15 protein-coding genes are annotated in these 15735 nt (G+C 51.9%); 8 read left to right on the top strand and 7 right to left on the bottom strand.

The window, feature by feature from the left end; all coding sequences use genetic code 11:
* Window positions 1-12: 12 nt before the first annotated feature.
* The 5 genes from sirB1 to hemA are packed head-to-tail and all read right to left on the bottom strand — an operon-like array spanning window position 13 to window position 4449.
* Window positions 13-822 (bottom strand): invasion regulator SirB1, encoded by an 810-nt coding sequence (gene sirB1 / locus N6G83_RS28300; RefSeq protein ID WP_024528848.1) that lies wholly within the window; start codon window positions 820-822, stop codon window positions 13-15.
* Complete coding sequence (locus N6G83_RS28305; protein ID WP_024485432.1) at window positions 819-1217, bottom strand: SirB2 family protein; 399 nt, start codon at window positions 1215-1217, stop codon at window positions 819-821. Before N6G83_RS28305 ends, sirB1 begins: the two co-directional genes overlap by 4 nt.
* A gap of 18 nt (window positions 1218-1235) precedes the next feature.
* A complete protein-coding gene (gene prmC / locus N6G83_RS28310) occupies window positions 1236-2069 on the bottom strand; it encodes a peptide chain release factor N(5)-glutamine methyltransferase (RefSeq protein ID WP_211134860.1) in 834 nt (277 codons plus the stop codon).
* Window positions 2069-3154, bottom strand: a complete 1086-nt coding sequence (prfA, locus tag N6G83_RS28315; RefSeq protein ID WP_024528846.1) for a peptide chain release factor 1 — start codon at window positions 3152-3154, stop codon at window positions 2069-2071. The genes prmC and prfA overlap by 1 nt, the downstream gene beginning before the upstream one ends.
* Window positions 3155-3186: 32 nt before the next feature.
* On the bottom strand, window positions 3187-4449 hold the full coding sequence (gene hemA / locus N6G83_RS28320; RefSeq protein ID WP_024528845.1) for a glutamyl-tRNA reductase: 1263 nt from the start codon (window positions 4447-4449) through the stop codon (window positions 3187-3189).
* A gap of 492 nt (window positions 4450-4941) precedes the next feature.
* On the opposite strand from hemA, the gene N6G83_RS28325 reads away from it, so the two are divergent.
* The 4 genes from N6G83_RS28325 (at window position 4942) to prs (ending at window position 8935) form a co-directional block, all read left to right on the top strand.
* The gene (locus N6G83_RS28325; protein WP_211134861.1) at window positions 4942-6087 is read left to right on the top strand and encodes a porin; all 1146 of its coding nucleotides are present in this window, start codon (window positions 4942-4944) and stop codon (window positions 6085-6087) included.
* Window positions 6088-6329: 242 nt separating this feature from the next.
* Window positions 6330-6950 (top strand): lipoprotein insertase outer membrane protein LolB, encoded by a 621-nt coding sequence (gene lolB / locus N6G83_RS28330; protein ID WP_021181100.1) that lies wholly within the window; start codon window positions 6330-6332, stop codon window positions 6948-6950.
* A complete protein-coding gene (gene ispE, locus N6G83_RS28335; protein ID WP_065685601.1) occupies window positions 6950-7816 on the top strand; it encodes a 4-(cytidine 5'-diphospho)-2-C-methyl-D-erythritol kinase in 867 nt (288 codons plus the stop codon). The genes lolB and ispE overlap by 1 nt, the downstream gene beginning before the upstream one ends.
* A gap of 171 nt (window positions 7817-7987) precedes the next feature.
* Window positions 7988-8935, top strand: a complete 948-nt coding sequence (prs, locus tag N6G83_RS28340) for a ribose-phosphate diphosphokinase (RefSeq protein WP_002211240.1) — start codon at window positions 7988-7990, stop codon at window positions 8933-8935.
* Window positions 8936-9116: 181 nt separating this feature from the next.
* Here the strand turns inward: prs and ychH are convergent, their stop codons facing one another.
* Window positions 9117-9395 (bottom strand): stress-induced protein YchH, encoded by a 279-nt coding sequence (gene ychH, locus N6G83_RS28345; protein ID WP_074028659.1) that lies wholly within the window; start codon window positions 9393-9395, stop codon window positions 9117-9119.
* Window positions 9396-9758: 363 nt separating this feature from the next.
* Here ychH and pth point away from each other — a divergent pair, with 363 nt between their 5' ends.
* Window positions 9759-10349: an aminoacyl-tRNA hydrolase gene (gene pth / locus N6G83_RS28350; RefSeq protein ID WP_024528841.1), complete on the top strand. Its 591-nt coding sequence runs from the start codon at window positions 9759-9761 to the stop codon at window positions 10347-10349.
* A gap of 25 nt (window positions 10350-10374) precedes the next feature.
* On the opposite strand, the gene N6G83_RS28355 is transcribed toward pth, so the two are convergent.
* The gene (locus N6G83_RS28355; protein WP_074028652.1) at window positions 10375-10626 is read right to left on the bottom strand and encodes a hypothetical protein; all 252 of its coding nucleotides are present in this window, start codon (window positions 10624-10626) and stop codon (window positions 10375-10377) included.
* A gap of 915 nt (window positions 10627-11541) precedes the next feature.
* On the opposite strand from N6G83_RS28355, the gene ychF reads away from it, so the two are divergent.
* From ychF to N6G83_RS28370, 3 genes are all read left to right on the top strand, one after another.
* On the top strand, window positions 11542-12633 hold the full coding sequence (gene ychF / locus N6G83_RS28360) for a redox-regulated ATPase YchF (protein ID WP_021181096.1): 1092 nt from the start codon (window positions 11542-11544) through the stop codon (window positions 12631-12633).
* Between the two features lie 325 nt (window positions 12634-12958).
* A complete protein-coding gene (locus tag N6G83_RS28365) occupies window positions 12959-13411 on the top strand; it encodes a Globin (protein WP_083196422.1) in 453 nt (150 codons plus the stop codon).
* Window positions 13377-15719 carry a PAS domain-containing hybrid sensor histidine kinase/response regulator gene (locus tag N6G83_RS28370; RefSeq protein WP_260524071.1) on the top strand — a complete coding sequence of 781 codons (2343 nt, stop codon included), beginning with the start codon at window positions 13377-13379 and terminating at the stop codon, window positions 15717-15719. The genes N6G83_RS28365 and N6G83_RS28370 overlap by 35 nt, the downstream gene beginning before the upstream one ends.
* Window positions 15720-15735 lie beyond the last annotated feature (16 nt).

A 15735-nucleotide genomic window follows, 5' to 3' on the forward strand; every position in this document is an offset into this window, starting at 1 on the left:
GGAATCAGTGAATTAATGCAGCGTGACCTGCTTGAGCTCGATAGAGTGGATTTGAATTTTTATCACTTCACTCACCGGGTCTTCAGGGCACTGCTCGACAAAATAGTTGAGATCGGAAATGGCGATATGGTTGCATTCCAGCTGGGCATAAATCAAACCACGGTCGCGGATCTCGTAGGGATCGTCCGGGTCAAAACTCAGTACCACCTCGCTGGCCCGCAACGCAATTTCCATCTGTTTTTCTTCCATCAGCGCGGCTTTCAGCGTATCGAGCATCTTACGCACCACCAGAATGTTTTCCGATTCGTCCAGATCGTCATCTTCCAGTTCAGCCCCCAGCCCCAGATTACCCTTGAGCCAAACCTGCAACTGATGTTCGTTAAGCGTTTCTCCGTTCAACGGGTTAACCAGCCACATCTCCTCATCCAGCCAGTCAGCACGCATGATCAACTGAGTGGGGAAAATCACCGGCATCAGCGGCAGATCCAACTGGTGGGCAATATGCAGGAAAATGGTTCCCAGAGAGACTGGCGTACCTTGGCGAGCTTCCAACACCTTATCCAGCCAGATGGCGTCAGAAAGCCGATAAACACCGCTGGCACCGCCGAATCCCCAGGTTTTAAAGAATAATTCGATGAGCGCTTCCAACTGCTGATCCTGGTTGAGATCGTCCGGGATGATTGCGCGCGCTTCTTCAGTCAACTGCTGTAACTTGCGCTCTACCTCCGCCACCGGGAAGTCCCGCCGGATAACCTTCGACACCAGGATCACTCCCTCACTCAATGAGGAAGTGTTAAATTCGAAATCGGCAATGCTACTCATAGGTATCCCATCAAGAACGGTATTTTTGTCGTGGCTAGTTTAACGATCAGATACAGACAGCCCAGTGCCAGAACGAATGCCAAGGTGCGGATATTCCAGCTTTGCGTCTTCTTGCCCAATGCGACATAACCCAACAGGATATAGATAATAACGCCAAACAACTTCTCGGTCAGCCACGAGTCCATGCCAAGCAGCGGGTAAAGCTTAAACATCACCACCAGGGCAATGCCGGTGGCAAACAGCACCGTATCATTGATATGCGGCGTGATCTTTACCCAGCGCTTGTTGATCATCGGCGATGCACGCCACTTCCAGAAGAAACGCAGAACAAACAACGTAATGCTGATGGCTACCGTTAATAAATGCAGATGTTTTAGCGCCATGTAAGCGGCCATAGTGGTTTCCTTGGTTTCTTATAGTGATTTTTGGCCCAGAGTCACGCGATCGTTGCCGCCATAGTCGCGATGCGTTGCCACCGCGATAAATCCCTCAGTATTCAAAAGGGTACGTACACTTTCACCCTGTTGCCAACCGTGCTCAAGCAACAGCCAACCCTGCGGCTCTAAATAATCTGCGGCCTGCTGCACGATCGTTGCCAGATCGGCCAGCCCCTGATCGGCGGCCACCAGCGCAGTGCCGGGTTCAAAACGGACATCGCCCTGTCCAAGGTGAGGATCGGCTTGATCAATATAGGGAGGATTACTGGCGATCAGCGCAAACTTTTGCCCGGCGACCGGCGTAAACCAGCTCCCTTGCAAAAAGCTCGCATTGTTAATCGCCAGTTTTTGCGCGTTATGCTGCGCCAGCGCCACGGCTTCCGGTTGCAGATCGATGCCGGTAAGCTGGCAGTCTGGCCGTTCGCTGGCTAACGCCAGGGCAATCGCGCCGGTGCCAGTGCCAAGATCCAGAATGGCGCACGGCGCTGCGGGCAGACGCTCCAGGGCCAACTCCACCAAACATTCGGTATCCGGGCGTGGGATTAGCGTAGCGGGCGAAACCGACAGCGGAAGCGACCAGAACTCACGCTCGCCAACCAGATACGCCACCGGTTCCCCGCGTTCACGGCGAGCCAGCAGCACCGTTAACTGCTCAGTCTGCTCTGCCGTCAGCGGAGTTTCGCCAAATGCCAACAGGTAGGTTCTGGCCCGACCGGTCACGAAACCCAACAGGATCTCCGCATCGCGTTTGGCGCTGTCACTGTGCGTCAGGCGTAAAGTCGCGGTTTTCAGCCAGGTTTGATAATCCATTACTCAGGCTCGGCAGAGAGTGCGGCCAACTGATCGGCCTGGTATTCCTGCACGATCGGCTGGATTAGCATATCCAGCTTGCCTTCCATCACCTCGTCCAGACGATACAGTGTCAGGTTGATGCGGTGGTCGGTCACGCGCCCCTGCGGGAAGTTATAGGTGCGGTTACGATCGGAACGATCGCCGGTGCCCAACAGGTTGCGGCGGGTAGAAGCCTCTGCCAACTGGCGTTTCGCCATCTCTGCCGCGCGGATACGTGCCCCAAGCACCGACATCGCCTTGGCTTTGTTCTTGTGCTGTGAACGTTCGTCCTGGCATTCAACCACAATGCCGGTCGGCAAGTGGGTAATACGGATCGCCGAATCGGTGGTGTTAACGTGCTGACCACCGGCCCCGGAAGAGCGGAAGGTATCGATTTTCAGATCGCCCGCGTTGATTTCTGGCAGTTCCGCCTCTGGCACCGCTGGCATCACCGCCACCGTGCAGGCAGAGGTATGGATACGACCCTGGGATTCGGTTTCCGGCACGCGCTGAACGCGATGACCGCCGGATTCAAACTTCAGTTGACCGTAAACGCCGTCGCCAGACACTTTGGCAATCACCTCTTTGTAACCGCCGTGCTCGCCCACGTTTTCGCTCATGATCTCAACCCGCCAGCGGCGAGTTTCAGCGTAACGGCTATACATACGGAACAGATCGCCAGCAAAGATAGCCGCTTCGTCGCCGCCGGTTCCGGCGCGCACTTCCAGGAAGCAGTCGCGCTCATCGTCAGGATCCTTCGGCAGCAGTAACACCTGCAGCTGCTGCTCCAGCTCTTCCGTCGCCGCTTTGGCCTGTTTCAGCTCTTCCTGCGCCATTTCACGCATTTCCGGATCGTCCAGCATCATTTCTGCCGTGGCGAGGTCGTCCTGCACCTGACGCCATTCCAGAAAACAACGGCTGACGTCGGTCAACTGCGCATATTCGCGCGACAGGCCACGGAACCGATCCTGATCGGCAATGACACCGGCATCGCCGAGCAACGCCTGAACTTCTTCATGGCGCTCTTGTAACGCTTCCAGTTTGGCAACAATAGAAGGCTTCATGCGTGGTTTTAAACCCTGTTAATAAAAGAGAACTAATGCTGATCCAGCCCGAGGCTGTCGCGTAAAATGTGCAACCGCTCCATGTCGCCATCACCGGCGGCCTGCTGGAGGGATTTGGTAGGGGCATGAATAAGACGATTGGTTAATCTGTGGGCCAGCTCATGGATCACCTGCTCCACGTTAGCGCCTTGAGCAATCGCTGCCAGCGCTTTTGACTCCATTTCCGCACGGATTTGATCGGCCTGCGAACGGTAGTCTCTGATGGTATCTGTCGCGCCCTGTGAGCGCAGCCAGGTCATGAAATTGCTGCTTTCCTGCTGCACAATGGTCTCGGCCTGTACGGCCGCCGCCTGCCGTTGCGCCATATTGCTCTGAATAATGGCCTGCAGGTCGTCCACGGTGTAGAGATAGGCGTTCGCCAGTTTACCGACTTCCGGCTCGATATCGCGCGGAACGGCAATATCCACCAGCAACATCGGCTGATTGCGGCGCGCTTTCAGTGCCCGCTCAACCATGCCCTTGCCGATGATGGGCAACGGGCTGGCGGTGGAGCTGATAATGATATCGGCATCGGCCAGGCGTGCGTCAATCTCCGGCAATGAGATCACCTCTGCCCCCACCTCTTGCGCCAGTACCTGAGCGCGTTCACGGGTGCGGTTAGCGATGATCATATGCTGCACTTTATGCTCACGCAGATGGCGGGCAACCAGCTCGATCGTTTCCCCTGCACCGACCAACAGCACATTCAGTTCGGCAAGAGATTCGAAGATTTGACGCGCCAGCGCACAGGCGGCGAAGGCAACGGATACCGCGCTGGCACCGATTTCGGTTTCAGTGCGTACACGTTTGGCAACGGAGAAGGATTTCTGGAACAGGCGCTCCAGCTCACCGGAAAGTGACTGGCCACGCTGGGATTCGGCAAAGGCTTTCTTTACCTGCCCGAGGATCTGGGGTTCACCCAGTACCAAAGAGTCTAGCCCGCTGGCAACGCGCATCAGGTGGCTGACGGCCTCGTCGCCGTGGTGCCAATACAGGCTCTTGCGTACGTCTTCCGGACGCAGATGGTGATAATCACATAACCAGGCTACCAGTTGTTCATGCAGATGATCCTGCTGCTCCACGCTGAGGTACAGCTCGGTACGGTTACAGGTAGACAGCACAACGCCGCCCTGCACCAATGGCTGTTGCAGCAAGCTATTCAGCGCCTTGTCGATCGACTCTGGGGAGAAGGTCACCCGTTCTCGCAGAGAAACCGGAGCGGTTTTGTGATTAATACCTAACGCCAGAAGGGTCATTGCTTCGAGTAATACTTCTCTTGGTACGGGTTCTCGTTGTCCGGCATTCTACTTGATGCGCGACATCAATTAAAGTGACAACCGCATCTTCCGGCCAATCGCTGGTATTGGTCGGACAAATCAGTCAACACGACAAAACCAGGTATGTTTCAAACTCATCAGAAACCTCAAGGGAAAAACGCTGAAATGTAATGTCACCCCTTGCAAACTCCCCCTTTCAGCCTGTTTGGCGGCATCCTTCGTATTCCCACGGCTTAACATTACACATGACTGATAATCGCGATGAGTTACGGTTTCCATTGTTTTAATTGCAATTTTTTCGGCATGTTCCCATAATTCGGCCAAATGGTTAGCTAGCGAATTATTTACATAAAAACCGTTACAGGATTTCACTTTCTGTCACCGGAAAGTGAGCAAACCAGAAAGCCCCAGGCGTGGTTGGCCGATGGATGGGTTTTCGTATCTTGAGCAGCACGTAAAAAGGGACGTTCCATGAAATTACGTAGATTAAGCCAAGCGGTTACCGCAGGGCTGATAGCGGGTTGTAGCGCATTTGCCGCACACGGTGAAATCACCTTATTAAAGCAGGATCCGCAAGCGGGCGATCCCCTCAGCCGCCTCACTTTTACCGTTGGTGGCAGTATTCGCCCGCAGTTCAACATGATGACTGGCGATGGCGATAAAGGTTCTTATAAACGCAACGGTTTTGACGGCGGTACGCGTTTTCGCTTCGCCACCGATTACTACCTGTTCGATGACATCAGTTGGATCAACTATTACGAGTTAGGCGTCAACATCCCGGCGCTGTTCAGTTGGGATAACCACTACGCCGAGGGGGCCAACAACACCTCCCGCCGTATGCTGTATACCGGCCTGAAAAGCAAAACCTGGGGTCAACTGACCTTCGGTAAGCAAAACAGCGTTTACTACGACGTGGTCGGGGCCAAAACCGACATCTGGGATTACGACATGCTGGCCCAGGCACCAGGCAACGGCATTAACGGCGACTATGACGGCTCCTACCGTTCACGCAGCATGCTGAAATATAAAACAACCGTGGGCGACGCCGATATCTACGCCGCTTACCTGTTCAACGATGACGAATACCTGCCTGGTAACGGCCTGCGCTACAAACGTAAGGGCGGCGGTTCACTCGGTGTGGATTATCATCTGAGTAAAGATCTGACCTGGGGCACAGCCTGGAACTACACCAGCGCCGAGATGCGCAACCCCAATAGCGACGACAGTAAAGACTACAATCAAAACATTTTAGGTACCGCACTGAGCTGGAAACCGGACAACTGGACACTCAGCTTTGGCGGCGGCTGGTATGAGAACTTCCTGACTACCAAGAAAAAGCAGGTGAATGACTACTTCGCTGGGGATGCCTGGGGGATTGAATATTTCGCTGGTTATAGCTTCCCGATAGGCGAATACGCGGTGAAATCCATCATGCCTTACTTTATGGGCGACCGCCTGCAGTACACCACAGGCCGCGACTATCAGCGTATTGATAATGGCTTGGGCGTCTCCTTCCAGTTCGACTACGGTTTCCGCGCCGACGTTGAGCACGTGCTGACGTCCAGCACCGATAATCTGGGCGATATGACGGTTGTTCGTTTGCGTTACGATTTCTGATCCACCAAAGCGCGCCCTTATACGGCGCGCTCAGACGGCAGACTCGTTCTGAAGGCTGTGCCCACAGATTTCCGACCCAAAAAGCTCCGCCATCGTTTACAATCCTCCCCACGCCAGACGCCACCCTTGCTGCAAGGCTTTTGCGCCATTGTATTATTGACGTTACGCCACTCGCCCGTTAGCGTGGTGGCAGAAATGCTAACCCGCACTGCCCCGCAAGGACAAAAGGACAACAAAACGTTATGCCTATCCGCAAAGTTAGTTTGCTTCGCCTGATCCCATTAGCCAGCCTGGTGCTGACGGCCTGTACCCTCACCAAACCTGGCCCGGCTACCAGCCCGACGTCTCCGCAGTGGCTCGCTCATGAGCAAGCGGTGCAACAGCTTGAGCAGTATCAGACCCGGGGCGCTTTTGCTTATCTGACCGATCAGAAGAAAGTCTACGCTCGCTTCTTCTGGCAACAGTACACACCCGACCGCTACCGCCTGCTGCTGACCAACCCGCTTGGCAGCACCGAGCTGGAGCTGAACGTGCAAAAAAGCGTGGTGCAGCTCACGGATAACCAGGGCAAACGCTATGTCAGCGACAACCCGGAAGAGATGATCCGCAAGCTGACCGGCATGCAGATCCCGCTGGATAACCTGCGCCAGTGGATGCTTGGCCTGCCAGGGCAAGCCACCGACTTCAGCCTAGACTCCCAGTACCGCCTGAACAAGCTGACCTACAAGCAGGGCGATCTGACCTGGGTCGTCACCTATCAGGACTACAACACCGATCTCAAAATCCCGTTACCGAGCCGCCTTGAACTGCAACAGGGCGATCAACGCATCAAGCTGAAAATGGATAACTGGACGCTCAAGTGATGATCCATCAATGGCCCTCCCCGGCAAAGCTGAACCTGTTTCTCTATATCACCGGCCGTCGTGCAGACGGCTACCATCAGTTGCAAACGCTGTTCCAGTTCCTGGATTACGGCGATACGCTCACCATCGTTCCCCGCCAGGATGACCAGATCCAGCTGCTAACGCCCGTAGAAGGGGTGCCAGATGAGCAGAACCTGATTGTCCGGGCCGCTCGTCTGTTACAGCAACATTGCACTACCCATTCCATTGCCACCCTTCCGCGTGGGGCAGACATCAGCATCGACAAGCGTTTGCCGATGGGTGGCGGCCTTGGCGGAGGATCTTCCAACGCGGCAACGGTACTGGTCGCACTGAATGAACTTTGGCAATGTGGCCTGAGCGACGACCAGTTGGCAGATATGGGGCTAACCCTCGGTGCCGATGTCCCGGTATTTGTGCGCGGCCATGCCGCCTTTGCCGAAGGGATCGGTGAGCAGCTACAGCCGGCAAATCCGGCAGAAAAGTGGTATTTGGTCGCTCATCCCGGTGTCAGCATCCCCACACCGGTGATTTTTGCCGATGCCGAATTAAAAAGAGACACCCCGGTTCGCCCGCTGAACGCCCTATTACAGGCACCTTACGCAAATGATTGCGAACCGATCGCAAGAAAACGTTTTCGCGAGGTTGAACAGCTTCTTTCATGGCTGTTACAATACGCGCCGTCACGCCTGACTGGCACAGGTGCTTGTGTGTTTGCAGAATTCGACTCCGAGCCCGCCGCTCTTCAGGTGTTAAATCAAGCCCCGGCCTGGTTGCGTGGATTTGTAGCGCGTGGCGTTAACGTCTCACCACTACATCGCATCCGTTCTGGGCAGTTTGAGCCGTAGCTCAACGTGTCGTTGCGCAGGGTCGTCTACCTGGCCCTGTCATCTCTGCGCTGCTCTGCAGTTCAAGTTAGTTTTACACACCCGTATGTATATTGCGTCGGCGTCGCCAACTGCCCCTTGGCGAAGACCGTATGACAATATCTTCTCTGGACGCATGCTGAGGTTCTTCTCGTGCCTGATATGAAGCTTTTTGCTGGTAACGCCACCCCGGAACTAGCACAACGTATTGCCAACCGTTTGTACACCAGCCTTGGTGACGCCGCTGTAGGTCGTTTTAGCGACGGCGAAGTGAGCGTGCAAATCAACGAAAATGTACGCGGCGGTGATATTTTCATCATCCAGTCCACCTGTGCACCCACCAACGACAACCTGATGGAACTGGTTGTTATGGTTGATGCCCTGCGTCGCGCCTCCGCAGGTCGTATTACTGCTGTAATTCCTTACTTCGGCTATGCCCGCCAGGATCGCCGCGTGCGTTCTGCGCGTGTGCCAATCACTGCCAAAGTTGTTGCCGACTTCCTCTCCAGCGTAGGGGTTGACCGCGTATTGACAGTCGATCTGCATGCCGAGCAGATCCAAGGTTTCTTCGATGTCCCGGTAGATAACGTATTCGGTAGCCCGATCCTGTTGGAAGACATGTTGCAACAGAACCTGGAAAACCCGATCGTGGTTTCCCCAGATATCGGTGGTGTCGTGCGCGCCCGCGCGATCGCCAAACTGCTTAACGATACCGACATGGCCATCATTGATAAACGTCGCCCTCGCGCAAACGTTTCTCAGGTGATGCATATTATCGGGGACGTGGCAGGCCGTGACTGCGTACTGGTCGATGACATGATCGATACCGGTGGTACCTTGTGTAAAGCAGCCGAAGCGTTGAAAGAACGCGGTGCCAAACGCGTATTTGCCTACGCCACGCACCCGATCTTCTCCGGTAACGCCGTGGATAACATCAGGAACTCGGTGATTGATGAAGTGATCGTTTGTGACACTATTCCGCTGTCAGCAGAAATCAAGGCGTTGAAAAACGTGCGTACTCTGACCTTGTCCGGTATGTTGGCTGAAGCTATCCGCCGTATCAGCAATGAAGAGTCAATTTCCGCGATGTTCGAACATTAATCTCTTCTCTGGCGCGGTTTATCTCCACTGCGCCAGGTTGTTCGGGTGAACATCCCTGAAAATAATAAACCCGTTGAAGCGCGAGCAACAACGGGTTTTTTACGGGATGTGGGACATAACCTTAAACCTTATACGGCCAGACTCCCTTGCCTTTGTTCGCCAGATCCTTGGTTGTGGTTAATCAATGTGACGGGCGGCGCGGGTTGTTTTGGCAGCGTTTATCAAAGTGTTTTGCCCACCAATAACGATCTGCTACCCGCTCGCGCCCACCAATACGTGCACCGGCCAGCCACAACAAGGCGCCGATAAAGATACTCATGATGGCGCCGTGGGCAAAGAACTGCGGCAAATTGAACTGTGATACTTCAGCCAGGATAGAGTATCCCACCCCGCCAACCATTACCACCATACCCATTCCCATTAAAACGTTGCCAATGACCTCAGCGTTTTTACGTTTCATATGCCACCTCCAGAGTGCCATGTGCCAATAGAGGGAAAACCCTAACTCGTTATCCCACTTTGATTAGTTAAGTATAGTCATTATTTCAGCATGGGTATTGCGTGACCGATCACAAATGGCAACTAAAGGCTGACAATTCTTTACTTTATGTTAAAAGTTAGCGAGATAACTGAATTGTTTTACTAATGTATTATTCATTTTTCAGCTATTAACGGGGGACACCAGATTTTTGTCATTCTGCACTCAGGCAGGTACACTAACGGCCTATAAATTTCGAGCTGTGCCGCTGTGAAACCTCAGGCGATCGCAACCTGGAAGGCAACGGGCACGCCCTTTCCATTTTTCTAGCATAGTGAATCTCTTGTGAGCAGTATCAAACTGATTGTTGGCCTCGCCAACCCGGGCGCAGAGTATGCCCAGACACGGCACAATGCCGGCGCATGGTATGTTGACCTACTGGCGCAACGCCACAACCAACCGCTGAAGGAAGAGAGTAAGTTCTTCGGTTACACCGCACGCCTGAATCTGGCCGGTAACGACGTTCGGCTGCTGGTTCCTACCACCTTTATGAACCTGAGTGGTAAAGCCGTTGGCGCTTTGGCTACCTTCTACCGCATTCTGCCGGAAGAGATCCTGGTAGCCCACGATGAGTTGGATCTGCCACCGGGAGTGGCGAAACTCAAATTAGGCGGCAGCAACGGTGGCCACAATGGCCTGAAGGATATCCAGAGCAGGCTGGGCAATAACCCGAACTTTTATCGCTTGCGCATTGGCATCGGCCACCCAGGTGATAAAAACAAGGTGGTAGGCTTTGTGCTGGGTAAGCCGCCAGCATCAGAGCAAACGCTGATTGATGATGCCATCGATGAGTCGTTACGTTGCACAGAGATCTTGCTGAAGGAAGGTATGACTAAAGCCATGAATCGTTTGCATGCGTTTAAAGCGACTAGCTAAGCGGTTAGGCCAAGTGATGTGATTTTCACTTGCTTGGCCTGCTACTTATCGGGCAATAACGGCACAGTTTACGAGTACAGTTTGGCTGCACGCTGTTTTGCGCAACAACATCAACGACCTCTGACGTGGTTTTCTTTTTCTTTTTCAAATCCACACTTGCAGCAAAAAAAGGCCGCTCAATCAGGCTCTTCCTCCGCTCGTTGCGGAAATGAATAATAAAAGAAATAACCGAAAGTAATAATAAAATCGGTGCAGAAAGCACATCAATCCCATTCATGGAATAAATTCCTCCTTGAATTAAAATGGCACAACCAATAAGACGCGGATAATATCTTAAAAAAATACGCCCAACAATACTTGCAGATAAATTTATCTTTATCTTCCTTAAACTACCTCAATATAATTAAGAAATTACTTATATTTACATAGAAACATCCTATGCCATTTACAGGATGTTTCCATTAATAAATAACAGATAATTCTTATAAAACAAAAAGCAATTACAATCACTTATTAAATAAATTAACTATTTAGACTCAATACAAAGAATAATCCCATAAAATAAAAAATACAATAAAAACAAATAAATGCACACCAACCCTATTGATGGTCATGCCTAAAAAACGAAATAATGATTAAATAATCATCATATTTAAAGCAAAAGCCAGCTTAAAATTAATGAGTTTTTCCTAGCCTGGCTAGATAGCCCAACATAAGATAAGTAACATCTTACGGTTTAACGTTCGGTAACTCTTTATCCGCTGAAATCCGCCAGATTTTATTATGATATGTTGCCACGTTGTTTCATTGGGTGAGGAAAATCCAAGAATAACCCTATGCAAAAAGTGCCTTTACGATCAAACATACATTTAAAATGAAATATTAACTCACTTTTATTACTAAATATCTGATAACAAATACCCGGAATAATCTTCGATATTAGTGTTCCATGTCCTATTGCCAGATGTGTTCAAGTTAGATCTGTACCTTGCCTGCAGAACACCTCTATCGACGTTAAATTGACCCGGTCCGGGCGTTAGCAGCCGTTAAGGAACACCTCGGGTGATAGCGCCAGCAACGGGCAGATCGAGATAACTGCCCATTACGTGTATAATAGGGGGATAATTTCGTCCTTTATGCAGCAGGCTAATGTTAACCTGTTGATAGTCAAGATATTTAAGGTGATATAAACATGGGATTCAAATGCGGTATCGTCGGTCTGCCTAACGTTGGCAAATCCACCCTGTTCAATGCGTTGACCAAAGCGGGTATTGAAGCGGCTAACTTCCCGTTCTGCACTATTGAACCCAATACCGGCGTGGTACCGATGCCCGATGCACGTCTGGATCAACTGGCCGAGATCGTCAAGCCGCAACGCATTCTGCCCACCACCATGGAATTCGTTGATATCGCAGGCCTGGTAAAAGGGGCTTCCAAAGGCGAAGGCCTGGGTAACCAGTTCCTGACCAACATCCGTGAAACCGAAGCCATCGGCCACGTGGTGCGCTGCTTTGAGAATGACAACATCATTCACGTGAATAACAAAGTGGATCCGGCAGACGATATCGACGTCATCAACACCGAGTTGGCGCTGTCCGATCTTGATACCTGCGAACGCGCCATTCACCGTGTGCAGAAGAAAGCCAAAGGCGGCGATAAAGATGCAAAAGCCGAATTGGCCGCACTGGAAAAATGCCTGCCACAGTTGGAAAACGCCGGTATGCTGCGTGCACTGGATCTGACTGCTGAAGATAAAGCCGCGATCCGCTACTTGAGCTTCCTGACCCTGAAGCCGACCATGTACATTGCCAACGTCAACGAAGACGGTTTTGAGAACAACCCGTATCTGGATGTTGTACGCAAGATTGCTGCCGAAGAAGGTTCCGTGGTGGTTGCGGTTTGCGCCGCTGTTGAATCCGACATTGCAGAGCTGGAAGATGAAGACCGCGCTGAATTTATGGCAGAGTTGGGGCTGGAAGAACCCGGTCTGAACCGCGTGATCCGCGCAGGTTACGAATTGCTCAATCTGCAAACCTACTTTACCGCTGGCGTAAAAGAAGTGCGTGCCTGGACCATCCCGGTTGGCGCTACTGCACCGCAAGCGGCCGGTAAAATCCATACCGACTTTGAAAAAGGCTTTATCCGCGCCCAGACCATCGCCTTTGAAGACTTTATCACCTATAAGGGTGAGCAAGGTGCCAAAGAGGCCGGCAAGATGCGTTCCGAAGGGAAAGACTACGTCGTTAAAGATGGCGATGTGATGAACTTCTTGTTTAACGTCTAAATGATGTCACTCATCTCATAGCATCTCAGTATGATTTATGAAGACTAAGTAAAGCACTGAAAATCCACGCACTGCGTGGATTTTTTTGTTATTTGCACTGTCTCTACCATGTTGAAAGCAGGCAGTCCACGCCGAACGCCCCGCTCATAGCAAAAAAGCCATGCGCTTTAACCCCCTATCCTTGCGCTTCGCCAAGCGTTAACTAGACTACTTTAAGGAAAACGACTTGCTCTCTTAGGGCGAAGTCACCACCTTCCCTGGCCCTTCTCATCGGGAGAAGAGGTGCCACGACAGACATTGGGTAAGAATCAAAAGAGAGCATGCCGTGAGTACCAACTATGAAGTGTTGTTCAATAGCAGTTACGATCGGATCACCGCCAAAGATCAGGGCGACCTGTTTTTCTCTCATTTCTACCGATTGTTCATTGAAAGTACGCAAGAGCTGAACATTCAGCCCACGCCCGAACATCAGCAAGCGCACAAAAAAATCATCTACAAATCCTTTTTTTATATGCTTTCGGTTGCCACCACCCACATCGTGGCCGACTATCTGGAACATGTGGCGCGGGAACAGAGTTCACAAGGTTTGAATCTGCCCGCCTCTGTTTTTGCCTACTGGCGGCGGGCGGTCTTGCAAACGGTGCGGGATCTCGACCCGGAATGTGATGAAGAAGTGCTTACCGCCTGGGCAATTTTTATGGCGCCGGGGTTGGAGTTCATGAGGCGACAGGCTGAGTTGCACCATGACGCCGATCAAGGCAGTAAAAATGAACGCTAACAGCATGTCTGGCCCAAATAGTCATTTTATTCAGGCGGTAGAAAACTCCCGCATCGGCATTTGGGATTGGGAATGCGCCCAAGATCTATGGCAGGTCAACGACGCCTTGTTATTACTGCTAGGGGTTAGCTGTGAGAGTGATGAGTTTTCCTCCTCGCTTTGGCAACAAGTCATTCACCCCGATGATTTACCACTGGTTCTGCGCTGCCTCCATGAAGCCAATAAAACGGTATTGCCTGTTTTTGACTGTGAAGTACGCGTCAGGCACAGCAATGGCGACGAGCGCTGGGTACTGATCCAAGGGCAAATCATCAGCGTCAGTATCCAAGGGGAAGTACAGCGAGTCATTGGGACTTTGCAGGACATCACCGAGCGTAAGGACGCGGAAGCCTCCTCCCAGCAGGCCGTTGCATTAGCCCACGCCGCCAACCAGGCCAAGAGTGAATTCCTGGCCAATATGAGCCATGAAATCCGCACGCCAATGAATGGGATCCTGGGCATGTCTCAATTGTGCCTGGAAACCAATCTTAATAAAGAACAACGTGATTACATCAACATGGTGTATTCCTCCGCTCGTGCCCTGCTAAAGATCATCGACGATATTCTCGACTTTTCGAAAATAGAGGCGGGGAAAATCAGCCTGGAGTTTGAGGACTTTTCCCTGCGGCAGCTAATCCATGAAATTACCCGCCCCTTGATGCCTAAATTTTCCGAAAAAGGGATTGAGCTACTGGTAGACATTCATCCAGATGTACCTACTATTCTGCACAGCGATGCCCTGCGTTTACGGCAGATCGTGACCAATCTGATTGGCAATGCCCTAAAATTTACCCATACCGGCGAAGTGGTATTGCAGATCGCGCCCTCACACACACACCCGAATATGCTGACATTCAGCATTATCGACACCGGGATCGGTATTGCCGAAGATAAACAGACGGTTATCTTCGAATCATTCAGCCAGGCAGACAGTTCAACCACCCGCAAATACGGCGGTACCGGATTAGGGTTAACCATTTCGGCCCGACTGGTGGCCATGATGGGCGGCAAGTTACAGGTTTCCAGCCAGCCTGGTCACGGTAGCCGCTTCTATTTTTCTTTACCTAATACCCTCTCCTCCGCCCGAACGGTAACAATGTTGCCAGCCAGGCTAAAAGGGATGAACGTATTGGTAGTGGATGATAATGAAACCAACCTAAGGTTACTGTTTGACATGCTGCGCAATGTCGGGCTCAAGCCACAAACGGTCAACTCTGGCCAGGCAGCACTGGAGTTGATGGCTACGGGCCAGCGTTTTCCGCTGATCCTGCTGGATTCGCAAATGCCAGAGATGGATGGCATGGCTCTGGCCCTAGAGATCATGTCAACGCCGGAGCTGCGTCAAAGTAAATTGATCATGCTCAGTTCAATGGGTAACCGAATAGACACCGGCGTATTGCGCAAGGTAGGCGTTTCGGGCTTTTTAACCAAGCCCATTGATGCCAACGAGTTACTAGAAACCATCACTGCCACCTTTATTCCGCAAGAAATGATCGCTCCGGAGTCCACAGTTGAAACACCGCCACCGGCTACAGGTAATGGGATACGCATTCTGGTAGCGGAAGATAATCTGATCAATCAACAGTTGGCGATCAACTTTACCCGTAAGTTGGGTCATACCTGCGATGTGGTGGGCAATGGCAAACTGGCGTTGCAAAAGTTGCAGCAAGACGACTACGACCTGGTGTTGATGGACCTGCAAATGCCGGAAATGGATGGAATCGAAGCGGTAAAACTCCTTCGTGCGGGTGAGCAACAATCAGGCCTGCATTTGCCCATTATTGCCATGACCGCGCATGCGATGAAAGGCGATCGTGAAAGATGCCTGGCTCAGGGATTCGACGGCTATATCAGCAAACCCATTCTGTTGGATAATCTTGCCAGCGAAATCCAGCGGGCACTTAATGCGGCTCAGGTATGCCCAGAGGAAGAGATCTTCGACTACGTTCAGTCGCTGGCACAGTTAGGTGATGACAAGGCCTTATTTAACGAGTTGGTGACGATCTTTTTAGAGGAACTTCCCTCTTTGACAAATGCGCTGCATACCGCCATAGAGGCACAAGATGTTGAAGCCATCCGGCGAAGCGCCCATCGGCTAAAAGGAGAGTGCCTCCACTTTGTTTGCCAGCCCCTGGAAAGCAGGCTTGGGAATATCGAACAGGCTGCGGCATTAGCTGATTTGGCTGAGATCACTGCTCAATATCGCGGTGTGGATGAATTATGTCAGCATCTGCAAACTTCCCTCGCTGCTGCAAGGGAAGTCTCATAACTGCTGCCAAGCTGCC

This window comes from Serratia sp. PL7 (assembly GCF_945957435.1).